The 23774-nt window shown below is 63.8% G+C and carries 25 protein-coding genes and 1 tRNA gene; 10 read left to right on the top strand and 16 right to left on the bottom strand.

Features of this window, described 5'->3' with window-relative positions; translation table 11 throughout:
- Positions 1 to 4 precede the first annotated feature (4 nt).
- The 4 genes from phnN to fosX form a co-directional block, all read right to left on the bottom strand.
- Positions 5 to 613 (bottom strand): phosphonate metabolism protein/1,5-bisphosphokinase (PRPP-forming) PhnN, encoded by a 609-nt coding sequence (phnN, locus tag ACVNHC_RS20200; RefSeq protein ID WP_094463690.1) that lies wholly within the window; start codon positions 611 to 613, stop codon positions 5 to 7.
- Positions 614 to 891: 278 nt separating this feature from the next.
- Positions 892 to 2037 carry an alpha-D-ribose 1-methylphosphonate 5-triphosphate diphosphatase gene (locus tag ACVNHC_RS20195; protein WP_457169063.1) on the bottom strand — a complete coding sequence of 382 codons (1146 nt, stop codon included), beginning with the start codon at positions 2035 to 2037 and terminating at the stop codon, positions 892 to 894.
- Entirely contained in the window at positions 2034 to 2786 is a 753-nt protein-coding gene (locus ACVNHC_RS20190) for a DUF1045 domain-containing protein (protein ID WP_457169061.1), read from the bottom strand. The genes ACVNHC_RS20195 and ACVNHC_RS20190 overlap by 4 nt, the downstream gene beginning before the upstream one ends.
- Positions 2787 to 2868: 82 nt before the next feature.
- Positions 2869 to 3309 (bottom strand): FosX/FosE/FosI family fosfomycin resistance hydrolase, encoded by a 441-nt coding sequence (fosX, locus tag ACVNHC_RS20185; protein ID WP_457169059.1) that lies wholly within the window; start codon positions 3307 to 3309, stop codon positions 2869 to 2871.
- 215 nt (positions 3310 to 3524) lie between these two features.
- Here fosX and phnF point away from each other — a divergent pair, with 215 nt between their 5' ends.
- A complete protein-coding gene (gene phnF / locus ACVNHC_RS20180; protein ID WP_122523009.1) occupies positions 3525 to 4259 on the top strand; it encodes a phosphonate metabolism transcriptional regulator PhnF in 735 nt (244 codons plus the stop codon).
- Here phnF and ACVNHC_RS20175 read toward each other — a convergent pair whose 3' ends face one another.
- From ACVNHC_RS20175 to ACVNHC_RS20160, 4 genes are all read right to left on the bottom strand, one after another.
- Positions 4260 to 5852, bottom strand: coding sequence for a CYTH and CHAD domain-containing protein (locus ACVNHC_RS20175; RefSeq protein WP_457169057.1), 1593 nt, complete (start codon positions 5850 to 5852; stop codon positions 4260 to 4262). It lies immediately after the preceding gene.
- Positions 5853 to 5911: 59 nt separating this feature from the next.
- Entirely contained in the window at positions 5912 to 6409 is a 498-nt protein-coding gene (locus tag ACVNHC_RS20170) for a cupin domain-containing protein (protein ID WP_058898623.1), read from the bottom strand.
- Between the two features lie 155 nt (positions 6410 to 6564).
- Positions 6565 to 7116, bottom strand: a complete 552-nt coding sequence (locus tag ACVNHC_RS20165; RefSeq protein WP_457169055.1) for a hypothetical protein — start codon at positions 7114 to 7116, stop codon at positions 6565 to 6567.
- A 178-nt stretch (positions 7117 to 7294) separates the two neighbouring features.
- Positions 7295 to 7381 (bottom strand) — tRNA-Leu (locus tag ACVNHC_RS20160).
- Between the two features lie 169 nt (positions 7382 to 7550).
- On the opposite strand from ACVNHC_RS20160, the gene ACVNHC_RS20155 reads away from it, so the two are divergent.
- From ACVNHC_RS20155 to ACVNHC_RS20140, 4 genes are read left to right on the top strand one after another with little or no spacing between them, the layout of a single operon-like run.
- On the top strand, positions 7551 to 8129 hold the full coding sequence (locus tag ACVNHC_RS20155; protein ID WP_050475156.1) for a YqaA family protein: 579 nt from the start codon (positions 7551 to 7553) through the stop codon (positions 8127 to 8129).
- Positions 8130 to 8148: 19 nt separating this feature from the next.
- On the top strand, positions 8149 to 8649 hold the full coding sequence (locus tag ACVNHC_RS20150) for a disulfide bond formation protein B (protein ID WP_050475112.1): 501 nt from the start codon (positions 8149 to 8151) through the stop codon (positions 8647 to 8649).
- Positions 8650 to 8663: 14 nt separating this feature from the next.
- Positions 8664 to 8921 (top strand): hypothetical protein, encoded by a 258-nt coding sequence (locus tag ACVNHC_RS20145; protein WP_186392449.1) that lies wholly within the window; start codon positions 8664 to 8666, stop codon positions 8919 to 8921.
- Positions 8922 to 8947: 26 nt separating this feature from the next.
- Positions 8948 to 9388 (top strand): metallopeptidase family protein, encoded by a 441-nt coding sequence (locus ACVNHC_RS20140; RefSeq protein ID WP_457169052.1) that lies wholly within the window; start codon positions 8948 to 8950, stop codon positions 9386 to 9388.
- Positions 9389 to 9445: 57 nt separating this feature from the next.
- Here the strand turns inward: ACVNHC_RS20140 and ppa are convergent, their stop codons facing one another.
- Together ppa and ACVNHC_RS20130 are read right to left on the bottom strand one after the other, a co-directional pair.
- On the bottom strand, positions 9446 to 9982 hold the full coding sequence (gene ppa, locus ACVNHC_RS20135) for an inorganic diphosphatase (RefSeq protein ID WP_050475115.1): 537 nt from the start codon (positions 9980 to 9982) through the stop codon (positions 9446 to 9448).
- 129 nt (positions 9983 to 10111) lie between these two features.
- The gene (locus tag ACVNHC_RS20130; protein ID WP_058898625.1) at positions 10112 to 10630 is read right to left on the bottom strand and encodes a GNAT family N-acetyltransferase; all 519 of its coding nucleotides are present in this window, start codon (positions 10628 to 10630) and stop codon (positions 10112 to 10114) included.
- A 426-nt stretch (positions 10631 to 11056) separates the two neighbouring features.
- Here ACVNHC_RS20130 and ACVNHC_RS20125 point away from each other — a divergent pair, with 426 nt between their 5' ends.
- Positions 11057 to 11515: a DUF2794 domain-containing protein gene (locus ACVNHC_RS20125; RefSeq protein ID WP_058898626.1), complete on the top strand. Its 459-nt coding sequence runs from the start codon at positions 11057 to 11059 to the stop codon at positions 11513 to 11515.
- A gap of 83 nt (positions 11516 to 11598) precedes the next feature.
- On the opposite strand, the gene ACVNHC_RS20120 is transcribed toward ACVNHC_RS20125, so the two are convergent.
- The 4 genes from ACVNHC_RS20120 to ACVNHC_RS20105 all read right to left on the bottom strand — a co-directional run bounded on the left by ACVNHC_RS20120 (position 11599) and on the right by ACVNHC_RS20105 (position 18063).
- Positions 11599 to 13635 carry a S8 family serine peptidase gene (locus ACVNHC_RS20120; RefSeq protein WP_457169049.1) on the bottom strand — a complete coding sequence of 679 codons (2037 nt, stop codon included), beginning with the start codon at positions 13633 to 13635 and terminating at the stop codon, positions 11599 to 11601.
- A 157-nt stretch (positions 13636 to 13792) separates the two neighbouring features.
- Positions 13793 to 14575, bottom strand: coding sequence for a Bax inhibitor-1/YccA family protein (locus ACVNHC_RS20115; RefSeq protein ID WP_050475119.1), 783 nt, complete (start codon positions 14573 to 14575; stop codon positions 13793 to 13795).
- Between the two features lie 204 nt (positions 14576 to 14779).
- Entirely contained in the window at positions 14780 to 17359 is a 2580-nt protein-coding gene (locus tag ACVNHC_RS20110) for an ABC transporter permease (protein WP_457169047.1), read from the bottom strand.
- On the bottom strand, positions 17356 to 18063 hold the full coding sequence (locus tag ACVNHC_RS20105) for an ABC transporter ATP-binding protein (protein ID WP_094463824.1): 708 nt from the start codon (positions 18061 to 18063) through the stop codon (positions 17356 to 17358). The genes ACVNHC_RS20110 and ACVNHC_RS20105 overlap by 4 nt, the downstream gene beginning before the upstream one ends.
- 157 nt (positions 18064 to 18220) lie before the next feature.
- On the opposite strand from ACVNHC_RS20105, the gene ACVNHC_RS20100 reads away from it, so the two are divergent.
- From ACVNHC_RS20100 to ACVNHC_RS20085, 4 genes are all read left to right on the top strand, one after another.
- Positions 18221 to 18862, top strand: coding sequence for an arylesterase (locus tag ACVNHC_RS20100; RefSeq protein ID WP_162936446.1), 642 nt, complete (start codon positions 18221 to 18223; stop codon positions 18860 to 18862).
- Between the two features lie 104 nt (positions 18863 to 18966).
- The gene (locus ACVNHC_RS20095) at positions 18967 to 20019 is read left to right on the top strand and encodes an aldo/keto reductase (protein ID WP_457169044.1); all 1053 of its coding nucleotides are present in this window, start codon (positions 18967 to 18969) and stop codon (positions 20017 to 20019) included.
- Between the two features lie 184 nt (positions 20020 to 20203).
- A complete protein-coding gene (gene thpR, locus ACVNHC_RS20090) occupies positions 20204 to 20740 on the top strand; it encodes an RNA 2',3'-cyclic phosphodiesterase (protein WP_457169042.1) in 537 nt (178 codons plus the stop codon).
- Positions 20741 to 20812: 72 nt separating this feature from the next.
- The gene (locus ACVNHC_RS20085) at positions 20813 to 21271 is read left to right on the top strand and encodes a translation initiation factor IF-3 (RefSeq protein ID WP_457169040.1); all 459 of its coding nucleotides are present in this window, start codon (positions 20813 to 20815) and stop codon (positions 21269 to 21271) included.
- A 209-nt stretch (positions 21272 to 21480) separates the two neighbouring features.
- Here the strand turns inward: ACVNHC_RS20085 and ACVNHC_RS20080 are convergent, their stop codons facing one another.
- Both ACVNHC_RS20080 and ACVNHC_RS20075 read right to left on the bottom strand, forming a co-directional pair.
- Positions 21481 to 21876 carry a YkvA family protein gene (locus tag ACVNHC_RS20080; protein ID WP_457169038.1) on the bottom strand — a complete coding sequence of 132 codons (396 nt, stop codon included), beginning with the start codon at positions 21874 to 21876 and terminating at the stop codon, positions 21481 to 21483.
- 94 nt (positions 21877 to 21970) lie between these two features.
- Complete coding sequence (locus ACVNHC_RS20075; RefSeq protein WP_457169036.1) at positions 21971 to 23677, bottom strand: acyl-CoA dehydrogenase family protein; 1707 nt, start codon at positions 23675 to 23677, stop codon at positions 21971 to 21973.
- Positions 23678 to 23774: the final 97 nt, after the last annotated feature.

Raw genomic sequence — 23774 nt, 5'->3', positions numbered from 1 at the left:
GGCGTCAGCTTGCAGCGTCAGGCAGGCCAAGGGCCTTGCGCATGCAGGCAAGGCTGTCATCCAGCTTGCCGGAATTGTCGATGCGGATGACGCCGGGCACGTCGGGCATATCGATATCGGCCCGGCTGAGGCGGCGGCTGATTTCTTCCCGGCTTTCGCGTCCGCGCGCTGCCAGCCGTCCGGCCAGCACATCAATGGGGGCGGTCACCAGCAGGATGATCAGGGAGGCATATTTCTGCCGGGCCTGATTGAGGATCTGGCGTGAGCCATTGGCGATCACCGTGTGACCGGCGCGGATGCCGTCATCGATGCTCTCCGGCAGGATGTAGCCAAGGCCGTGCGCCTCCCAGGCAAGGGCCACGCGGCCCTCGCGGCAAAGCCCGTCGAATTCGGCCCGGCCGATGGCATCATGGTCCTCCGTCGCCCCGTCCGTTGTCCGGGTGATGAGGCGGCGAGCGAAGATATAGGCCGGATCGCCCGCAAGGCTGTCACGCAGGGCATTCATCAGCGTGTCCTTGCCCGCCCCGCTGGGGCCAACCACCAGCACCAGCCTGCCCGGCCCGAGCAGGGCCGTGCCGCCGCTTGTCTGGCGTTCCTCTATCCCGCCGTTCATTGCACTCTCCGTGACAAGCCGTTTCAAACGGCTGTTTCTGTGGGCAGTGTTCATTGCGGACTGTCTGTCAGGCTCAAACCCCTCTCCCCCCTTGAGGGGGAGATGCCCCCGGAAGGGGGGCGAGGGGGGTAACTGACTGTCAGATCATTCGGAAGATGTGCCGTGCTGAGGCGCTGCCCCCCCCTCTGTCTGCTGACGCAGACATCTCCCCATCGTGGGGGGGAGAGGGACGCTGCGGCTCTGTTCTGGTCACGTCATCCGGTTCGGTCCTGTCAGTCTCACGCGACGCGCCGTCCCTCGCGCCAGACACCGCGCACGACCGGGACATTGCCCACCAGCCGCACCTGCACCAGATCGGCCCTGAGGCCCGTTTCCAGGCGGCCGCGGTCGGCAAGGCCTGCCATCTTCGCCGGGGTGGCCGTCACCATTGCCATGGCTTGCGGCAGGGAAACGCCCTCGACGTCACCGGCGAGATGGAACGCGGCCTGCAGCATGGACACCGGCACATAGTCGGAGGAGATGATGTCGAGGCAGCCGTCTTCCGCCAGTGCCTTTGCGGAAATGTTGCCGGAGTGGGAGCCGCCGCGCACCACATTCGGCCCACCCATCAGCACGCCCATGCCGGCCGCATGCGAGGCGCGGGCTGCTTCCAGCGTGGTCGGGAATTCGGCAATGCCGGTGCCGAGGCTGATCGCCTCGTCCACATGGGCCACGGTTGCATCGTCATGGCTGGCCAGAAGAATGCCGCGCTCACGGGCCGAATCTGCCAGCAGCTTGCGGTGCTGCGGGGCGTTCTTGTCCGCAACAGCCTGCCGCATGGCGATATAGGCTTCCATCTGCTCGTCGGTGAAGTTCTTCTTGGTCTGGTAATAGACGCGGTACATCTCGATGGAGACGAACTGCCGCTGGCCGGGGGTGTGGTCCATCAGCGACATCAGGCGCACATGGGCATCGTTCTTGAAATGCTCGTAGGCGCTCATCACGTCCGGGGCGGAAACCTCACAACGCAGATGGATGAAATGCTCGGCGCGCAGCCGCTTTTCGGCCTGTGCGCTTTCGATGGCGCCGGCGAGCGCGCGCATGTCGTCCACATTCAGTTCCGCTTCCGCATCCATGCCGACGCGCAGGGCGTCAAACACGGTGGTGATGCCGGCACAGGCGATCTGCGCATCATGGGCCTGAACGGCGGAAACCGGGTTCCAGCGCACCTTTGGGCGCGGGGAATAGTGGATTTCCAGATGGTCGGTATGCAGTTCGACCAGTCCCGGAATCAGGAAATCGCCCTCGCAATCATGGCCATGGGCCGGGATGCCGCCTTCATCGATGGCGCTGATCGTGCCGCCCTTCACCTCCAGGCTGCCGGTGATGACACTCTCCGGCAGGACGAGGCGGGCATTGGTGAAGCTGTGCGTCATGTGGGTCATTGGCTCTGGCTTTCGGCAGAAACGGGGATCAGGCGCAGGGCAGGGTCCTGCGGGCCGGTGGATCCCGTGAGGGGCAGGATGTCGACGGCGCGGAACGGCGCGCCGCGTTCCGGCTCGGCAAAAAGGCCGAGGCTGGCAATCTGATGCGGGCGGTCTGTCACCGTAGCAAAATGATCCATGGCGGCCGCTTCAAGGGCTGACATGGTGCTGTCCTCCTCCAGCTTTACCGAAAGGGTCATGTGGAAGCGGAATTCCTCGAAGACATAAGGATAGCCCCAGGCCCGCAGGAGGTCCTGCTGGCGGGGCGAGAGGTTCGCAGCCAGACGGCGCGCCATGTCGGCTTCGCTCAAAGGCGCGCGGAAGGGCTCGAAAGCCTCGACGCAGGCAGCGGCAAAGCCATTCAGATCCCCGCTCACCGGCTGCGGGGTCAGCGCCAGAAAGCGGCCAAGCCGGGTGACCGACAGACCGGGAATGGTGAAGGGGGCCGCATGGCTGCAAAAGACACGGAAGGCATCGCGCAGCGCCCGTTCATCAAGTCCGCCTGCGAGGGAAAACGGCGCCTTCAATGTGCCGTGAAAGCCATAGCGGCGCGGGTCCGTGGTCAGGGTGGCAAGGTCTTCGGCTGTGAGGCCCGGTACATGCGGCTGGGGCAGGGCCGTGCCGTCCACCGCGTCGCGTCCAAGCCACGTGGCACCGAGCCGGGTCAGGGAACTGTCTGCGGGAGCGGTGTAATAAATAGCGTAGCGCATCGGAAGGGGAGCCGTCTTGTCTCAAGAATCGTAAGGCTGGATATAAGAAGCAATGGCCAGAACTAAGGCTGGCGCATGTAGGCTATGTGACAGAGACGCCGCTGTCCTCAGCTCCGGTGTGGCGCACGTAGGCGGCGAGCCGCTCCTCCAATGTGCCGGAGTGAAGCTCGAACAGGTGGTTGTCTTCGTCGTAGAAGTACACCGACCGGCCCTCACCGGCAATGCGGGGCCGGGGCGGCCTTACCTCAAGGCCAAGGCTGCGGATACGCTCCATCGCAGGCTCGATCTCCGCGTCATCCACCTTGAAGGCGATGTGATTGTAGCTGCGCTCAGGCAGGCTTTCGCCCTGCATGACGGCGATCCAAATATCCCCAGATACAAAGAATTTCTCCGGAGATAACGAAAATCCGGCCCCGCGGCTGCAGTAAACCTCGCGGAGGCCAAGGACCTCCGTGAGAATTCTGGCCATTCGCGTGATGTCACGGCAGATGAAAGTCATGTGGGAAAGGCCGTGAATCGGCATGAATCATATCCCTGTTTGCATTTGCAGCCAATGCGCGTAGATATTCGCGAAATTGTGCCGGTGGTTGTCTTAGATCAACTTGCTTTTCGCGGCGGCATAGGTAATTACTGCAATGCCCTGCCGCGCAGGTGAGGGGTGATGAGTGTTCGTTAAATTTGTCTACTTGTATACATTGAAGTGAGTGGCAAAGCAACGCCGTGGCAAGGGGGCGCTGAATGACCGGGTTTGGACCGCTGGACCGGGGAACCGGGATTGCCGTCTGGCGCCAGATAGCCGAGTGGATCCGCACCGAAGCAGCCACCGGCCGGTTTGTGCCCGGAATGCAGCTGCCGCCGGAAATGGAGCTTGCGGCCCGCTTCGGCGTGAACCGGCACACGGTCCGGCGGGCCATCTCCGTGCTGACACACGAGGGCCTGCTGCGGGCGGACCAGGGGCGGGGAACATTTTTTGCCGACCGTTCTGTCAGCTATCCGATCTCGCGGCAGACACGGTTTTCTGAAATTCTGGCCGGACAAGGCCATGCGCCGGGCGGGCGCCTGACGGGAGCCGGGGTCGAGGGGGCGAGCGAGTTCCTTGCCGGCAAGCTCGAGCTGCCGGCGGGAACGCCGCTGCAGCGGATAGAGACCTTGCGGGTTTCCGGAGAAACACCGGTTCTGGCTGGAACAAGCTGGTGTGAGTTGATCCGCTTTCCGGGTCTTGCGGCGGATTTCGCCGAGACGGGTTCCTTCACACAGTGCTTCACGCGTGCCGGCCTTGGCGGCTATTACCGCCGGGAGACGCGGATCTATGCCGAACGGGCGACGCAGGCCGATGCCCGGTTGCTGGATATCGAGCTGGGGTCGCCGGTGATGGTCATGGAAATAGTCAACGAGGACCCGGATGGCCGTCCGGTGCAATATGCCCGCAGCCGCGTTGCGGCAGACCGGATGGAACTGGTGGTGCGCAGCTGATCAGCTCTTCTTGCGGGTCCAGCAGGGCTTTGCCTTGCTGGCTTCCTTCCAGCCGCTGCGGGCTTCCGGCCAGGCTGTCCGGGCCTGTGCTTCATGCCATCCCAGGACGAAGCCGGACGCGGCGGCCAGAGAGGTGGCACGAACCGTCTTGCCCGCCGCTTTACCTGCCGTCTTTACGGGACCAGGAGACAGCGTGGCCAGTCTTTCCGCCATGGCCACGTCATTGAGGTAGCCGAAGACATCCTGCAGATTCTTGAGGTGCTTCAGAAACGTCTTGCGGCTTTCGCCGGGGAACAGGCAGGCGAAGAACTCCAGCCCGTAACGGAACTTCTTCAGAGCCTTGCGCATGTCATGGCGCTCGGTCCGCGACAGGGTGTCGAGCCGCCGGCCATAGCTCTGCACCTTGCGCCAGCGTTTGCCAATGGCCTCGCTGGCAAAGGCGGTGACGGCTTCGGCGAGCCGGTCCGCCTGACGTGCATCCTCTTCCTTGCGCCAGCCCGCTGTCTCGCAGTAGCTGGCAAGATCCAGCAGGAAGCCGTTGAAGGCTGCGCTGGCGAGTTCTGCCGTCAGCTCCAGCCGCGTTGCCTGCCGGTCCTTGCCAAGCTGCTCCAGCAGCAGCGGAATATTGATGCCTTCCGGCGCGTGAGATGCAAGAGGGGCGGTGATTTCATCGCTCAGCACGTCGAGATCCCGCAGCGCTCCGGCGGCGGCGGCATAGCGGCTGGCCTGCTGGTCCAGCGCGCCGGTGCGGCGCGGGTCGAGCACCGGGCGGAACAGCTTGAACGCGGTGCGCAGCCGCCGGAAACCAATGCGCAACTGATGCGGGCCTTCGTTGTCCGCACTGGTCAGGCAGACCATGCGGGCGGCGGAAATCTGATCGATGCAGGAGCGCAGGATGTGCTGATAGGCTTCTTCCACGCGCATCGTCGCGTCGAGGTCGATGCTGCCGGCGTTGCACGGGGCTTCGTCCTGCCCGAGAAACAGCCGGTAGCCGCGCTCGGCTTTGCTCATAGGCGAAAAGCGGAAGGCGTTGTTGCCCGCCAGCGCCAGTGCGGCTTCATAAAGCGGCGCGATGCTGCCGGATTTCAGCTCCAGCTCCAGTTCGCACAGGGGCAGGCGCTTGTCTCCCGCAACAATCTCGCCGATATCCAGCGCGGCTTCGATGACGGTGCCATCTTCCCGGGTGAGGTCGCGCTGGGTGCGCTGCATCACGGTCTCGAAACAGGGAACGAGTTCGTCACCGCCGGTGCAGTCTGCGATCTGGCGGCGGATGTTCTCATCGGAGACCTGATCCAGCTGGAACTGCGGGCCGCTGACATCCGTCTCGATCTCGATGGGAGAGGACAGGCCCCCGGAAAGCGGCTTGCCGAGCTTGACCGTCTGGATCCAGCGCCGCCCGGACTTGCGCACCCGTGCGGCGATCCTGGCCTTGTGCAGCCTGAGATCTGCCGTGTCGAAATAGATCGACGTGAGTTGCTTCGTTGAGGCTTTGCCGGAGAAAAATCCTGTGACGGCCCCGGAGATCTTGAGGCTCTCCGCTGCGCCAGGTTCAAGCTCCAGCTTGAGTTCGACTTCCTTGTCCGGCGTGCTCATGGCAGAAGTACTAGCCTGCCGCCGGTGCGGTGTCGAATGATTTCGGGAGACCTGCGCGGTCAGCCGCGCCCGAACAGGCGGCCGAGGCGGGCGCTCACCTTCATCAGGAAGGAAACGGTCCAGGGCATGGGGCGGCGGTTGAAGGCGATCTTGCGCACATAGACCGGCACATGCCAGACCGCGCGTGTACCTGCGGGGAACAGCATGCTGACGCCGGGGCGGCCTTCATAGGTGTTGCCGGCCTCGTCGGTGATATGCACCTCGCCTTCAAGGAAGAGCACCGTTTCGTCCCAGAAGAAGTGCCAGTGGAACGTGCCGGCGGTGCACTCCCAATGGTCGGTCGAAGACCAGCCGTTGGTGCCGGTGGACAGGCTGGCGAGCCGGGCCTGCGGCGTGCCCTCGATGATCCACTCCGGGCGGATCGGCGCGCTGCGCATGGCGGCGGTGTTGAGGGTCGCATAACGGAAGGCCGGGGTTGCGCTGCCGGACCGGTTTTCCTGCGTTGCAGAGCCCCCGTCCTGCGGTTTGCCGATGCTGCCATTCTCGATCAGTGCCATGATGCCCAGCCTTCTCCTGTCCGGCGGCGCCTCTTTGTCTGCGGGCGCCTGCGGTTGTTGAGCTTATGCCATAGCGCCCGTTGCCGCGTGGTTTAACCGCAGCGCTGCAAGATCCCGAAGTTGCAAATGCAGTTAACCGCCGGTCACCGGATTGATTAGGTTTCGCGCGAATAGCGTGCCGCTTCGGCGGGCCAGCTCTCGATGTCATGCGGGCGGCCTTCCTGATCGGCAAAGGCCACCATGTCACGGGCGAGGATCGCGTCAAACAGAAGCACTGACGTTACGGCCATCCGCCGGCCCCGGTCAAGGATCAGCAGCTCGAAGCCTTCCTGCAGGCGGTCGCGCAGATAGGGCACGAGATCGCTTGTCTTCCAGGCGAGCGGGCGGGCCGGATCAACGAACATCACATAGATGCGCTCGATCGGATCGCGGTGGAAATAGGCGCCGGCATCCAGCGGATGGGGGATGCGGTTGCGGTCCGGGCTGTTCGTCAGCCGGGCGGAGAGATAGGCGCATTGATAGGCAAGGCAGGCAGAGGGGCGCTCCGGCTGGCCGAAGATGGCACAGCCATGGTCCTTGATGCTGGCGCAGGGCCGGTACATCGGCTTGTCCAGCGGGCCGATTTCGGGGAGCTCGCAGCAATAGGTGCAGGTGCGGCACCAGGATATGCGGGCGCCAGCGTCCTTCTTGCGTTTTGCCTGCCCCACGCGGCGTCTCCCTCTCGCTTCAGACTGTAAATCGAGCGGCAGATTAAAGACTTATCCCTGAAGCTCAAGACCGGCGATGCAAATGAAGGGGAGGGGCGCAGGGCAACGCGCTGAAGGGGGGCGCTGAAGCGGGGGCGCTGAACTGATGCAGCGTGCCTGGAAATGGCGCTGGAAAGTATGGTGCCCCTGGCCCGAATCGAACGGGCACTCCCTCACGGGAAACGGATTTTGAATCCGTCGCGTCTACCAGTTCCGCCACAGGGGCAGCGTCCTTGGAGCCGCGACTATAGCCAGACTGGCTTTGCCGTCAATCCACTGCCCGGGGCTTTCCCCGCTCCAATTGGCAATTGTCTGCTGCACTGCGAAAATATCCGGCTGCTGCCACCGTTCTCCCGATGACAAAAGCTCCGGCGGCGGCTATGCAGAATGCCATTATGCTGAGAAAACTTTACGACTGGACCTTGTCCCTCGCCTCTGGCCCGCGCGCACCGCACGCGCTGGGGGCGGTTTCATTCATTGAAAGCTCGTTCTTTCCGATTCCACCGGATCTGCTGTTGATCCCAATGGTGGTCGCGAACCGGCGCAAGGCCTGGTTCTACGCGGCCATCGCCACGGTCATGTCGGTGCTGGGCGGCATTTTCGGCTATCTGATCGGCGCTTTCCTGTTCCATCAGATCGCAGAGCCGATCCTGACCTTCTATGGCTACATGGACAAGTTCGACCGCTTCAGCGAGATCTTCAATGCCTGGGGCTGGTGGTTTGTGTTCATCGCCGGGCTGACGCCGTTTCCCTACAAGGTGATCACCATCGCCGCGGGCGTCACGGGCCTTTCCATGCCGGTCTTTGTCATCGCCAGCATCGTGTCACGCGGGCTGCGCTTCTTTGCGGTCGCCGGGCTGCTGTATCTGTTCGGTGAGCCGATCCGCAACTTCATCGAAAAGCGCCTTGGCCTCGTCTTCACGGTATTTGTGATTCTGCTTGTTGGCGGCTTCGCTGCTATCAAGCTGCTGTGATATCGCGTGAGGATCTGAAATGACGTCGCTTCAGCGGGCCAGAGCGGCCAATCTGCTTCTGCTTCTGGGGGGCACGGCTTCCATTGCGGCGGCCTGGGGCTTCCAGCTCATTGGCGGGTATCTGCCCTGCAAGCTGTGTCTTGAGCAGCGCGTCCCCTATTATGTGGGGCTGCCGCTGGGTGTGCTGGCGCTGCTTGCTCTCCTGACCCGCCGCACCGGCATTGCCACGGTGCTGCTGCTTCTCGTGGCGGCGGTCTTTGCCTATGGGGCCGGACTTGGCGCCTATCAGGCCGGGGCTGAGTGGGGTTTCTGGATGGGGCCATCCGACTGCGGCGGCGGCGGTGCCACGCCCAGGTCTGCGGCCAACATGCTGCAGGCGCTGCAGAACACCCGTGTCGTCTCCTGCACGGAAGCCAGCTGGCGCATGTTCGGCCTGTCCTTTGCGGGCTGGAACATGGTGGCTTCCGCCGCAGTGGCCGTTCTGGCGCTGTTTGCAGGCTATCAGGCCCGCAAGGGCTGAGAGGGGACACGGCCATGGGTGAGCGGGAACGGCGGGCTAAAGCCAAGGAAGACGAAGCCAGACGGGCCCTGTCGCGGGTCCAGGCCGAGAGCGAAACCATCCTGGGCTCCGCCACCAGCCGCATGGCCAGCCATGCCCAGCGTCATTTCGGTGCCGCCGACAAGAACCAGAACGACCGGATCGAGGTCTGGGGCACGCGCATCGGCCGCATGGCGGGGCTGCTGTTCGCGGTCGGGCTGGTCATCTATCTGGTCAGCGCCTATCTGATGTGAACCGCAGGTTCACAAGGGGCGATTTGATGAGTGACCGGACAGAGGCGCCAGACCCGCAGATTGCAGCCACCGCGGCCATGGTGGCCCCGGGGCTGGATGCTTTCGAGATCATTGCCCGTCAGGCCTATGCGCAGCTTCCCGAAGAGTTTCAGGCGCTTTGCGAAGGCGTGGTGATCACGGTCGCCGATTTCGCCGATGAGGAGATGCTGGAAAGCGTCGGCCTTGAGGACCCGTTTGAACTGTTGGGCCTGTTTCAGGGCATTGGCCTCGCCCAGGGCGGCGACTTCTTTCACACCGGGCAGCATCCGAACCGGGTCTGGCTGTTCCGCCGTCCCATTCTCGACTACTGGGCCGAGCATGAGGAACAGCTGGGTGATGTGGTGACCCATGTTCTGGTGCATGAGATCGGCCATCACTTCGGCCTGTCGGATGAGGACATGGAAGCAATCGAGGCCGCAGCGGGCTGACCCGCGCGGCCTCGTTGTTGACTGTCTGCGCGGGGCGTTGCTCCCGGCAGCAGTGTCTTACTTCTCTTCGGCCTTGGCGCGCTCGATCGACTCGATGATCAGCTGACGCGCCCTTTCCGGGCCTTCGATGCCGGTGATCTTCACCCACTTGCCGGGCTCCAGATCCTTGTAGTGCTCGAAGAAGTGCTTCACCTGCTCCATGGTGATCGCCGGCAGATCGTCGACCGACTTCACGTTCTCGTAGCGGCGGGTCAGCTTGGTGCTGGGAACGGCGATGATCTTCTCATCCTGGCCGCTCTCGTCTTCCATCAGCAGCACGCCGATGGGACGGCAGCTCATGATGGCGCCGGGCACGATCGGGCGCTGGTTGATCACCATCACGTCGATGGGGTCGCCATCGCCGCACAGGGTGTGGGGCACGAAGCCATAGTTCCCCGGATAGCGCATCGGGGTGTAGAGGAAGCGGTCCACGTACATGGCACCTGCTGCCTTGTCCATCTCGTACTTGATCGGCTCGCCGCCGACCGGAACTTCGATGATGACGTTGATGTCTTCCGGCGGGTTCTTGCCGATCGGCACCGCATCAATACGCATGAGCTTGCTCCTTGAGTTGCTGCGCAGGTCTATTGCAGGGACCGCGCCGCGAAGCAAGGGGCAAGTGTGGTAAAGCGTTGAAATCCGGGCTTTCCGGTGCCGCTGGGTGACAGATCCGGCAGGCGCGGTTCAGCGCTCCGCCTCGTGCCAGCAATAGATGGACAGCTCCAGCCGCTTGCCGCCCGTCTGGTGCCAGGAGCGGCCGGTCAGTACGCCGCCAAGGGCGGCATAGAAGCCGCAGGCCGGTTCATTGTCCGTCAGCACGCGCACCGCAAGGCCCTTGAGGCCGCGCCGCTCAAGGCAGGTTCTGACGCTGGCAAACAATCTGCGGCCAAAGCCGAGGCCCTGATATTCCGGCTTGAGATAAAGCTCGTACAGCTCCCCGGCGCAGCCGGTGCCCCGCATGCGGCAGGGCCCATAGCTGGCATAGCCTGCCACCTCGCCTGCCACTTCCAGCACTTCGATCTCGACACCCTTGTCGATGGCATCATGCCACCAGCCGCCGCTGCGGCGGGCGACAAAGCGCTCCAGGTCCAGCCCGTCGAGCATGCCCCGGTAGGCAAGGCGCCACGCCTGCGCATGCACGGCCGCAAGGCTGGCCGCGTCATCATGTCGTGCGGGGCGCAGTTCCACGAGGCTCGTCGTCATGGGCAGATGATAGCCGGGCGGGAGGCAAACAGGAAGCAGGCAATGAAGAGGGAAGTGCGCCGTCTTCCGCAACGGCAAATGAAAAGGGCCAGCACGAGTGCTGGCCCTTCAGGTGCCCGTTCGAATGTACTTCAGCACTCAACCTGATCAGCTCCGTTCCGGGGGGCTGGGGGGCTAATGCGTACCGGAACCAGAACCGTTCAGGCCGAACGGGTATGATCATAAGATGGTGGGCCAACGTGGCGTGTGAAGGGCTCAATTGAGGCAAAAGCAAGGTATCTTTTCAGCATTCCTGCGGCCTAAAAACCCTGCCACACGCAGGCTTGCCAGTGAGGTCCGCAAGGGGCATCATGACAAGTCAATGACATATCCTCGCCGGCAGGCATCAGCAGGTCTGATTCCGCAGCAAGGTTGACGGGAGGTGGCATGAGCGAGAGCGAAGGAGATGCAGCCGGACAGCCGCAAGGCTTTCCCTCTGAGATGCCCGTCCGGCCGGACAGTCCGCCCGGTTCCAGTTCCCAGATCAATGCTCCCCAGCACGGTGCTGCCCAGCCCACCGTCCCGCAGATCCCGGCGAAACCCGTCGTTGCCTTTGACCGGCGTGAGCTGGACCAGATCCTGCGCATCTATGGCCGCATGGTCGCGGATGGAGAGTGGCGGGACTATGCCATCGATCTGATGAAGGACCGGGCCGTGTTCTCCGTTTTCCGCCGCAGCAGCGAAATGCCGCTTTACCGGATCGAGAAGGATCCGAAGCTTGCCCGCCGACAGGGCGCCTACAGCGTGGTGGCCACGGGCGGCATGGTGCTCAAGCGCGGGCACGAGCTGGCATCTGTTCTCAAGGTCTTCGAAAAGAAACGCCATCTGCGGCTGGTGGATGCCTGAGCGCAGGCAGATTGCCCGTGACGGATACGAAGCCCCCGGACCGTCTGATCCGGGGGCTTTTCTTCCAGCTTTTTCTTTAAGTCTCAGAAGCGCAGGCTCAACTCGGCATTGACCGAATGGGACTGGGCGTTGCGGCGCAGTTCGCCGCCGTAGGAGAGCTTGCCGGTCAGCTTCTGGCTGGCATTGGTGGCGGCAACGCCAAGGTTGAGCCGTCCGATATCGCGGCCAAGATCCGGGCCTGCGCTGTTGACGGAACTGCCGAGCAGCTGAACCTTGCGGCCCGCGGCAACCGGACCCAGGGCGCGGGCATAGGCGAGATCCATCATCGGCGTCACGCTGTAGCTGCCGAAGGCGATCGGCATGGCCGACAGGCGCAGGCCAACACCGGTTTCCGAACCGGTGGAGGTGGAGCTGCGCAGGCTGACGTTGAACACGTCGGCGCCCGTTTCGCTGCCGGACCCGAGCCACTGGTGGCGCACACGGCCATGGACATAGGGCCGGGCCAGCAGGCCTTCGGTCTCGAAGGTCATGCCGATACGGGCGGAGGCGGAGAGGCCGAGGTCCGTGGTCTTGGTCTGGCCGTTGACGGTCACGCTGGTGCCCGAGCCGGTGATGTTCTTGCGGTCGAGGGTGTTCTCGAAGCGCGAGAAGCTGGAAGCGGCTTCCAGGAAATACCGGTCGTAGGTGTAGCCGCCATAGATCAGAGCATGCAGGCCGTTGATCCGGGCGCGGTCACCGGCGCTGCGCATCGAGGAGGTGCTGAAGCCGCCGGCGGCGCCAAGGCGCAGATTCTCTGTTGCGATGAATTCACCGCCCACCAGCAGGCCTGCGCTGCGGCTGGTGGAGGAGGCGGAGGTGGAGGTACCGTCCATCAGGCTGATGCCGGCCAGCGACTGGGCCCAGAAGCGGCGGTTCGCCTCACTGGGTGCTGCGCCATTGGTGGAGACGGCGACGGCCGGACCGGCGGGATCCAGCAGCGAGCTGGCGCGCTGTTCGGTGATGCCCATCACCGTGTTGACCGCCTGCGTCTGCACCTGTGCGGTCTGGGAGAAGGCGGCAACCTTTTTCACGTCATTGGTGCTGGTCAGCCTGTCGAGGCTCAGCAGGCCCCAGCCATACTGGCTGTCGATGCCGGCTGCACCAATGTCCGTGGCAGTCATCAGGACGAGGCGTGCCAATTCCTGCGGCGTGGCGTTGGGATACATCTGCTGGGCGATCGCCAGCGCACCCGTGACATGCGGCGTGGCCATCGAGGTGCCCGACATGCGCACGTAACCACCGGTGTTGGCGGTGGAGTAGATGCCGCCCGTTGTCTCGTCGTCATCGCCGCCCGGTGCGGCCATGCACCACATCATGGTCACGCCACAGTGGTTGGAATAGGCGGGGGTGATGCCGTTCTGGCCGACGGCGGTTACCGAGATCCAGCTGGCCTTCAGTTCCGGATAGAGATAGGGCAGGGCAGATTCAATGCCTGCATCCGTCGCGCCGTCGTTGCCTGTCGCCCAGACCATCACCGCGCCGCGGCTGGCTGCATCCCGCACAGCGGCCAGCAGCACCGCGTTGTCGGCTTCGAAGGTTGTCCGGTCCATCGCCAGATCGCCGGTCGGGGTGTAGACATAGCTGCCCCAGGAATTGTTGAAAATGCGGATGCCATTGTCCAGAGCATAGTCAAGCACACGGGCGACATATTCGTTTTCGATGTCACCGGCGCTGTCCATGATGGCAAGATTGGCGAGCCTCACACCCGGCGCAACGCCCATCATGCCGGTGCCATTGGCCGATGCGCCGATGATGCCGGCCACATGGGTGCCGTGGCCATTGGCGTCGGTGAAGGTCGCCATCTCCTCGGCGCCGTTATAGTTCAGGGCGCTGAGGTTGGCGATGAGATCCGGATGGCTGGCCAGGATGCCGCTGTCGAGGACGCCGATTGTGACACCGGCTCCGGTGTAGCCACGGGAATGGGCAATCGGGGCGCCGGTCATCAGCAGACCCCACTGGGCATCATATTCGTTGACAGGCAGCAGCGGGGCTGCATGCGATGCCGCGATGGACAGCGAGAAAGTGGTAACCGCCGTGGCGCCGAGAAGCGCGGAGCGCAGAAAATGGGTGTGTTTACGCATGTCAGCCCTGGAAAAAAACAGAAACAGACTTTCCGTATCGTCCAAAACTGATTTGTGTTCAATCAATGGCCGGTGATGGCGATTTCCGGGTGCTTTAGAAAATGGAAAGGGCGCGGAGGTAATCCGCGCCCTTGAATTTTTCTGCTGTGTGCCGCGGTTATTCGCGGTTGCCGAAGAGCTGCAGCAGCATGAGGAAGAGGTTGATGAAGTCGAGGTAGAGGCGCAGGGCACCCATGATCGACTTCTTCGTGGCCACTTCGCCGGTGTCACCCTCGTAGTACATTTCCTTGATCTGCTGGGTGTCATAGGCGGTGAGGCCTGCGAACACCAGCACGCCGATCACCGAGACAGCGAACTGCAGGGCGGAAGACGCCAGGAAGATGTTGACCACCGAGGCGATGATGATGCCGATCAGGCCCATCAGCAGGAACGAGCCCCAGCCCGACAGGTCCTTCTTGGTGGTGTAGCCATAGAGGCTCAGCGCACCGAAGGAAGCTGCGGTGATGAAGAACACGCGTGCGATCGATCCGCCCGTATAGACGAGGAAGATCGAGGACAGGGACGCACCCATGAGGGCGGCATAGACCCAGAAGCTGACCTGCGCGGTCGAGGCACTCATGGACTGGATGCGCATGGAGAGGAAGAACACCATCCCCAGCGGAGCCAGCATGATCAGCCACTTCAGCGGTGAGGCATAGAGCGCATAGCCAAGCTGCGAGAGCATCGTGCCATTGCCGAGAACGGCAGCGGCGGCTGCCGGATCAGTGGTCGTCGCAAACTGGGCAAGGCCCAGGGCAATGAAACCCGTGATGGCAAGACCGATGGTCATGTAGTTGTAGACGCCCAGCATGTAAGAGCGCAGGCCCTGGTCAATGCCGGCATCGGCGTAGCGGCCGGCGACCGCGTACGGTGCTTCATTTTTCCGGTCGAACGTCGACATATAGTGTTTCCCCTTCATTAGGTTACGCGGGAGGGACACTCCCAAACCGCCTCGACGGAGCAAGTCCGTTTGCAGAAGAATATGGGCGGGGTTCTGCCATCGCACAAGGGCAAATGGCCAAAAAACGCTTCCGGGAAGATTACAAAATCTCCATCTGAGGCGCCCGGCGCCGGTGAAAAGGCGCCGGAAGACCGTCTGTTATGGTCACAGATTGCGCAGCACCGGCGCAGGTTTCTTGCCCAGCACGCGCCATGTGCCGATGAGACCGAAGCCGACGGTCAGCACCAGAGCGGCAAGGGCCGCCGTGACTGCGGTGCCCGGGAGCAGCGTGAAGGACCCGTTCATCACCTGCGTGATCACGAACCACGCGGCAATGGACCCGGCCAGCACTGCAAAAACCGCCGTGCCGAGGCCGAGCATCGCATATTCCATCGCATAGGCGCCGGTCAGCCGGGCGCGGGTGGCACCCAGCGTCTTCAGGATCACCGCGTCATAGATGCGGCTGCGGTTTCCGGCCGCCAGCGCTCCGGCCAGCACCAGAATGCTGGAGATGAGCGTGATGGCGGAGGCCGCCCGGATGGCGACGGCAAGCTGGGCGACAAGATCATTCACCTGCGCCAGCGCATCCTTGACGCGGATGGCCGTCACGGTGGGGAAGGCGGAGGAGACGGTCTTCAAAAGGCCCAGCTCACGCTCGGCCGGCGCATCCGGGTCCCAGGTCACGGTCATCAGGAAGGCGTGCGGGGCACCGGCGAAGGTGTTGGAGGAGAAGACCATCACGAAATTGATGGCGAGCGATTCCCATTCCACCTTGCGGGTGTTGGCGATCTTCGCGGTGATTTCCCGGCCCAGCACGTTGACGGTGATCCGGTCGCCGACCGCAAGGCCAAGTTCGGTGGCCAGTTCATCATCGAAGGAGACCAGCGGCTCGCCGCTGTAGCCCTCCGGCCACCATTCGCCCTTCATCAGGGTGGAATTGGCCGGCAGGCTGTCCTGATAGGTGATGCCCCTGTCGCCGCGCAGCACCCAGGCGGCACTGGCCGGCGGGGTGATCTGGTTGACCGGCACATCCTTGAGGCTGACGAGGCGGCCGCGCAGCATGGGCACGCTCTGGATCTTCGCGTCCCCGGCGTCCTGCTGCAGCAAGGTGGCGAAGGCATCGCGCTCGGTGCTCTGGATGTCGATGAAGAAGAAGCTCGGGGCTTTTTCGGCAATCGTCGCCGTCAGCTCCCGGCGCAGGTTGCCGTCGATGAGGGCCAGCGACACCAGCAGGGTGAGGCCAAGGCCGAGCGACAGCACCACGGAAGAGGTGAGCGCGCCCGGCCGGTGGATGTTGGCGATGGCGAGCCTGAGGCCGGTGGAGCGCACCTGCGGCGCCTTGCGCGCGGCAAGCATCATCAGCCGTGCCACCCCGCCCAGCAGCAGGAAGGAGGCGGTGGAGGCCACCACATAGATCGAGGCAATGCGCCGGTCTTCGGCGAGGAAGATGGCGATGCCTGCCAGCGACACGGCGGCAATCAGCGTTGCGGCCAGATAGCGCTTGCGCGGCCAGACCTTGGCGCCCGTCACCTGATCGCGGAAGAGGGCTGTCGGCGGCACGTCATGGGCGCGGCCCAGCGGCCAGATGGCGAAGGCAAGCGCCGTCAGCAGGCCGTAGAGAAGCCCGAGGCCAAGTTCCGAGGGATAGATGGACACCGCCAGCTTGACCGGCAGCAGGCCGGAGATGGCGCCCGCCGCGGCGAAGGGTATGGCCGCTCCGGCGACAAGACCGATGGCGATGCCGATGGCTGCGATGATCATCATCTGGATCAGATAGATGCGGAAGACGAGATCATTGCTGGCGCCGAGGCACTTGAAGCTGGCGATCACCTCGCGCTTGCTTTCAAGGAATGCCCGCACCGCATTGGCAACACCGACGCCGCCGACGACCAGTGCGGTAAGGCCCACCAGCGTCAGGAACTGGGTGAAGCGCTGGATGTTGTTCTCCAGCCCCGGCGAGGCGCTGGCGCGGGACTGGATGCGCCAGCCGGCTTGAGGAAACTGTTCACGTGATTGCTCGATGAGGCGGATGATGCTTTCGTCCGTGGTGCCGGGGGGCAGCGTCACCATGTAGGACCAGGTGACGAGGCTGCCGGGCTGGACGAGCGCCGTTTCCGGCAGTGCCGCTTCGCTCAGCATCAGGCGCGGGCCGAATTCCAGCCCGCCGGAGAGCTTGTCCGGTTCGGTGGCGATCACGCCGGTGAGGGTGACGGTGGCGCGGCCGATGGAGAGCTTGTCTCCGGGTTCAAGCCCGAGGCGGGCGAGCAGCGAAGCATCGGCGACGGCACCAAAATTGCCATCCGGCTGGCGGCCCATGGCCTCGGCAGGATTGGTGCCGCCTGCAAGTGAAAGAGTACCGTAGAGCGGATAGGCGCCATCAACGGACTTCAGCTCGACAAGCGCCTGATCGCTGCCGTCGGTCTTGCGGGCCATGGCGCGCAGGGTCGCGGTGCGGGTGATTTCGCCAAGGCTCTGCACATAGGCATATTCGGCGGCATCGGCCTCGCGGTGGACGAGGCGGAAGGACATGTCGCCGCCGAGGATCGCCTGTCCCTCGTTGGAAATGCCTTCCGTCAGCGCCCGCGATACGGAGGCAACGCCCGCGATGGCGGCAACGCCAAGGGCAATGCAGGCGATGAAGATGTAAAAGCCCTTCAAGCCGCCGCGCAGCTCGCGCAGGGCAAAGCGGAAGGCGAGGGCGAGCGAACTGTTGCCGCCTGACGGGGCCGGGGCAAAGGCCGTCATGCGCGGGCCTCCGCCGGGGAGGCGTGATGCTCCTCCTCCACCTGGCCGGAGCGCATGCGCACCACCCGGTCGCAGCGTTCGGCCAGCGCCGGGTCATGGGTCACCAGCACCAGCGTGGTGCGGCGGCGGGCAATGGCCGAGAACATCAGCTCGACGATCTGCTCGCCGGTTGCAGCGTCGAGGTTGCCGGTCGGCTCGTCGGCGATGAGGATTTCCGGCTCCACCACCAGCGCCCGTGCAACGGCCACGCGCTGCTGCTCGCCGCCGGACATCTGCGCCGGATAGTGGGAGAGGCGGTGGCCGAGGCCCACGGCTTCAAGCTCCGCGCGGGCCTTGTCGAAGGCCTTGGGGTCGCCGGCAAGCTCCAGCGGCACGGCGACATTTTCGAGCGCCGTCATGTTGGGCACCAGATGGAAGGACTGGAAGATGATGCCGACATTGCGGCCGCGGAAGCGGGCCAGCTGATCTTCGTTCAGCGGCGTCAGCTCGGAGCCTGCAACGATGACCGAGCCCTTGTCGGCCCGCTCCAGCCCGGCCATCACCATCAGCAGGGTGGACTTGCCGGAACCCGATGGGCCAACCAGACCGGTCGAGCTGCCGGCCTCGATTTCCAGATCGACACCTTTGAGAATGTGAACCCGGCCTGCGCCGTCTCCGAGGCTGAGGTGAACTCCCTTGAGCGCAATGGCTGGTCCAGTCGTCATGTGTGACCCTATATAGGTTGGGTGCCTGGATGGGATCTGAGCGGTGCCGCTGCCGTTTCACTGCGGTGCCAGCCCATCGGGCAACAAAAAGTATGGTCCCGCAGCCTGCGGGTTTCGGGTGCATATGGGGCCCTGTCACGGAGTGATCCAGACCGCCATGTTCAAGTTTGTGTATCTGTTTGTCGCAATTGCGGTGTCTGCAAGCCTTTCTTCCGGCCATGCGCTTGCCAATGACGCAGCTGTGAAGATTGTTGTCCTCGGGGACAGCCTGTCGGCCGGCTATCAGCTCGCCCCCGATGAGGCCTTTCCGGTGCAGCTGGAAAAGGCGCTGAAGGAGAAGGGTGAGAACGTCACCGTGATCAACGCGGGTGTCTCCGGTGATACTTCTTCCGGTGGCCTGTCGCGGCTTGACTGGTCGGTGCCGCCGGATGCGGATGCGGTGATCGTGGAACTGGGCGCCAACGACGCCCTGCGCGGCATTGATCCGGCCGCCACCCGCAAGAACATCGAGGCCATCGTCTCCCGCCTGCGGGAGCGGGGTGTCGAGGTGCTGGTGGCCGGCATGATGGCGCCGCGCAATCTGGGTGAGGACTATGCCGCCGCCTTCGACCCGATCTTCGCGGATGTGGCCGGGGCGCATGATGCGCTGCTCTATCCGTTTTTCCTCGAAGGTGTGGCGATGAGGCCGGAACTCAATCTGGCTGACGGCATGCACCCCACGGGGGAAGGGGTTTCGGTCATCGTTGCCAATGTGCTACCTCTCGTGCAGGATCTCGTTGCCCGCGCCCGGCAGAAATAATCTTCTGCCCCGCCGGGTCCTGCCTTTCGCGGCTTGCCGCGCCTGCCACATTGTCTTGAACAACGTCTTGAACAAAGACCTTTCGAAACACGAGGGATGTTCCGATGGATCAACGCCGTCTTGGCCGCACGGATATCATGGTCAGCTCGATCTGCCTTGGCACCATGACCTTTGGCGAGCAGAACACGGAAGCTGAAGGTCATGCCCAGCTCAACTATGCGCTGGACCATGGCGTCAACTTCTTCGACACCGCCGAGATGTATCCGATCCCGCCCAGCGGCGAGACGCAGGGGCGGACCGAGCGCATCATCGGCACCTGGCTGAAGGCGCGCGGCAACCGGGACAAGATTGTTCTGGCCACCAAGGTGGCGGGCCGTTCGGACAGCACCTATTACCGCAAGTCCGGTGAAGAGGTGCGCCTCACCCGCCCGCAGATCCGTGAGGCGATCGAGCGCAGCCTGAACAACCTGCAGACCGATTACGTCGATCTCTATCAGGTGCACTGGCCGGACCGCACGGTCCCCGGCTTCGGCTCCAACCCCACCCGCTGGAACGATCCGGCGCCCGCTGCGGACGAGACGCCGATTGCCGAAACGCTGGCGGCCCTGAGTGAACTCGTCAAGGAAGGCAAGGTGCGCCACATCGGCCTGTCGAACGAAAGCGCCTGGGGCACGATGACCTATCTGAAGCTGGCCGAGACCGAAGGTCTTGCCCGGCCGGTGTCGATCCAGAACGCCTATAACATGCTGAACCGCACCTTCGAGACGGGGCTGGCGGAAGTCTCCTTGCGCGAGGACGTCGGCCTGCTCGGCTATTCGCCGCTGGCGCAAGGCGCGCTGACGGGCAAGTATCTGGATGGCGCGCTGCCGGCCGGATCGCGCAAGCAGCTCTACAACCGCCTGCAGCGCTATGAGAAGCCGGGCGCCGAAGAAGCCATCCGCGCCTATGTGGAACTGGCCCGGTCGGCCGACATGGATCCGGCGCAGCTGGCCATCGCCTTCCCGCTGACCCGCAGCTTCATGACCTCGGTGATCATCGGTGCCACCTCCATGGCGCAGTTGCAGGTGGCCATCGGCGCGGCGGATGTGAAGCTTTCGCCGGAGCTGATCGACAAGATTGACCTGCTGCACCAGATGCATGGCAACACGTCGCCCTGATCGGTGCGGTGGGTGCCGTTAGGGCAGGATAGCCTGCGAATCAACAATTTGTGCGGCGCGTTTTGCGCCGCGCTTCATTTCGGGGGCGCAAAGCCACGTCTTTTCAAGGCCTTTGCGAATTTCCTTGCGCAGTGCGGCAAGATGCCCCCTGATGGAGAGACCAGCGACAGCGGAGGGTTGCCCGATGCCGCGATTGTTTACAGGTCTCGAAATTCCGGCCCAAACCGGCCTGCACCTGTCCATGCTCCGCGGAGGCCTCCGGGGCGCCCGCTGGATTGATCCCGAAAACTACCACATCACCCTGCGCTTCATCGGTGACATCGATGACCGCACGGCCGACGAGGTGACTGATGCCCTGTCGCGCATCCGGCGGGACCCGATCGAAATCCGGCTCAACGGCCTTGGCTCCTTCGGCAATGGCAAGCCGCATTCCATCTGGGCGCGGGTGGAGCCATCCGCCCAGCTGGCCGAACTTCAGGCCGAGCAGGAGCGCATCCTGCAGCGGCTGGGGCTGCCGCCGGAGCGGCGCAAATACATGCCGCATGTCACGATCGCCCGCTGCAAGACGGCCAGCAACGCCGACGTTGCCCGCTGGCTGACGGAGCGCGGCAGTTTTCAGGCGCCAACTTTCCTTGCCGGGCGCTTTGTCCTGTTCTCCTCACGTGCCAGCATCGGCGGCGGACCCTATCTGGTGGAAGAAGCTTTTCCGCTGGCCGCGTAAGGGGCATGGACTGCCAGCACCTTGAAACAGGCAAGCCGCCGCGACAGGTTACATCTGTCTCAGGCAAGGAAAATGAGCATGATAGACGGTGGTTTGCTGGTTCTGCAGCTGGTCCGGGCGGCCATAGGTTTCATGCTTGGACTGCTGGGGGCCGCGGGCTTTCTGGCCTTCGGCTTTTTCCGGGACGTGTTTGCGCAACAGGACCCTGTGATGGCTGGTGCGGTTACCGGCACGGCGCTCGTTTCGGCAGCTTTTCTGGGGGCCCTTGCCTTTGCGCCCTCCTTCATCGCCATCGCTCTTGCCGAAGTGCTGCGGCTGCGCAGCATCGTCTATCACGTCGGGCTGGCGGGGCTGATTGCGGCAGGAATCTGGATCATGGGAGACGGTGCCGCCGCCGCCAATGGCAGCGGCGGATGGCTGCCGGGCACCACGGTGGCACTGGCCTCCGGCTTTACCGGCGGGATCATCTACTGGGTGATTGCCGGGCGTACATCCGGCTGCTGGAGACTTTCGGCAAACAGGCCGGACTGAGGCTTTCTTCCCCTCGGGATCTTTCTACACGCACATATCGTGCCTGAAGCCGAAGGCAGCTTGGGTGGAGCCTGAAGTCTCGTTATTTTGGCGTGGTCTTTCAGCCCCCCTCCCCACGAGGGGGAGGGGAGCGGAGAGCCCCTGCCACAGATCAGATGCATCACTGCGGGCGGAGCCCGAACCTGTTGTGTAAATCCGGTAGCTCCGGATCAGAGCGGCCTGTTGCCGGCGAGAACGTCTTTCGCAGCCTCGGTATGTTCCGGCCGCATATGGGCACGCACCATGGCGATGGCGCCCATCAGCACGGTGGCATCATCGCCAAAGCCGATGCCGAGAATGAAATCCGGCACCACGTCCAGCGGCAGCACGAAATAGGCCAGCGCCGCCAGCAGCGTGGCGCGTACCTTGCGCGGGGTTGCCGGATCAAGCGCACAGAAATAGGCGGCCACCACATCTTCCATGAAGGGCACCTGCCGTGCCGCCTTGCGCAGCGTTTCCAGCAGCTTCTCCCGGATACGGCGGGACTTCTGCTCGTCCGTGCCCAGCTCAGGCCCAAGGATTTCCGGATCAAAGCCGGGTGCTTCGGTGTGATGCGTCATGGCCATCCTCTCCGCAACCGGTGCTTCTTGTGCTTGCCGGCTACGGACAGAATATGGTGGCGCCGCGCTGCAGCCTCAAGGGATGGCGGCCGGACGCCCGTCAGAGCGCCCGGGTTTCCAGCACGCGCCGGGCGATGACCTGAGCCTGAATTTCCGCCGCACCTTCGAAGATGTTGAGAATACGGGCGTCGCAGAGCACGCGGGAAATCTGATACTCCAGCGCAAAGCCATTGCCGCCGTGGATCTGCAGGGCATTGTCCGCCGCGGACCAGGCAACACGCGCGCCGAGCAGCTTGGCCATGCCCGCCTCCAGATCGCAGCGGCGGCCGGAGTCCTTCTCGGCGGCGGAGAAATAGGTCAACTGGCGGGCCAGCATCAGCTCGGCCGCCATCAGCGCCAGCTTGTCGGAAACGCGCGGGAAGCTGATCAGCGGCTTGCCGAACTGGATGCGCTCCTGCGCATAGCGAAGTCCGAGGTCGAGTGCGGCTTGCGCAACGCCAAGGGCGCGGGCGGCGGTCTGGATGCGGGCGCCCTCGAAGGTCTGCATCAGCTGCTTGAAGCCCTGACCGGTCTCGCCGCCAAGCAGATTTTCCGCCTTCACCTCGAAGCCGTCAAAGGCGATCTCGTATTCCTTCATGCCCCGGTAGCCGAGCACCTCGATTTCGCCGCCGGACATGCCGGGCGCAGGGAAGGGCTCCTCATCCGTGCCGCGCGGCTTTTCGGCGATGAACATGGACAGGCCCTTGTAGCCCGGCTCGTCCGGGTTGGTGCGGGCCAGCAGCGTCATGATGTCGGCACGCACCGGATGGGTGATCCAGGTCTTGTTGCCGGAAACCTTCCACACGTCCCCCTCTTTCACGGCGCGGGTGCGCAGCGAGGCAAGGTCGGAGCCGGTGTTGGGTTCGGTGAAGACGGCGGTGGGCAGGATCTCGCCCGAGGCGATCTTCGGCAGCCAGTGCGCCTTCTGCTCTTCGGTGCCGCCGCACAGGATCAGCTCTGCCGCAATTTCCGAGCGGGTGCCGAGCGAGCCGACGCCGATATAGGCGCGGGAGAGCTCCTCCGAGACGACAACCATGCTCTGCTTGCCAAGGCCCATCCCGCCGTATTCCTCCGGAATGGTCAGGCCGAAGACGCCGAGTTCCGCCATCTGGGTGATGACGCCGAGCGGGATATAGTCGTTGTCGAGGTGCCACTGATGCGCATGGGGGCTCACCTTGTCATCGGCAAAGCGGCGCATTTCGGTGCGGATCTGCTCCAGCGTTTCATCAAGTCCGCTGTCGCCGAAGATCGAATGACCTTCCTGATGACGGATGAGCTCTGCAAGTTCTGCCCGCAGCTCCGGACTGGAGCCCTGTGCAATCAGGTCAGCAGAACAGGACCGCAGGGCGGCGGTGTCCGCCTCTCCGAGGCCGAGGCTGGCAAGGCGGATGAACTCGCCCTGGTTCATCGGAATGCCGCCCAGAATCTGTGCCAGATATTCGCTGAAGCCGAGGCGGAGGGTCAGTTCCTCAAGGCGTCCGAGGCGCCCTTCCGTCCGCAGGCGCTGGCCATAGGCATCCATCTGCCGCAGGGCTTCCACATAGGTCGCAAGCCAGGCGAGCCCGTGGGTGGCGTGCTGGTGCCGGTCCATGGCCTCGGCAGACAGGCCCTTGCCGTCCGTCACCTTCGCCCACACGGCACGGGTGGCGGCATCCAGCAAGGTGTCCAGCGCGGCTACGGCCTCTCCCGTTTGCGCAAACAGATGTTCCACTGCACTGTCCTCACCGGCTGCCCCACTGGCTGTCTTTTGTCCCAGAGCCATGCCCATCCGTCCGTCCCTTTGCATTTGTTGTTTGTTGCGCCGCATTCTGGAAAGCATGTTGCGCTGCACCTGCGGCTTTGTCGAGGCCACAGCTCTACGCCTT

The organism is Pannonibacter sp. Q-1 (assembly GCF_054073275.1).
Note: the sequence above shows the minus strand (reverse complement) of the source record. Positions and strands in the feature narration are given on the sequence as shown.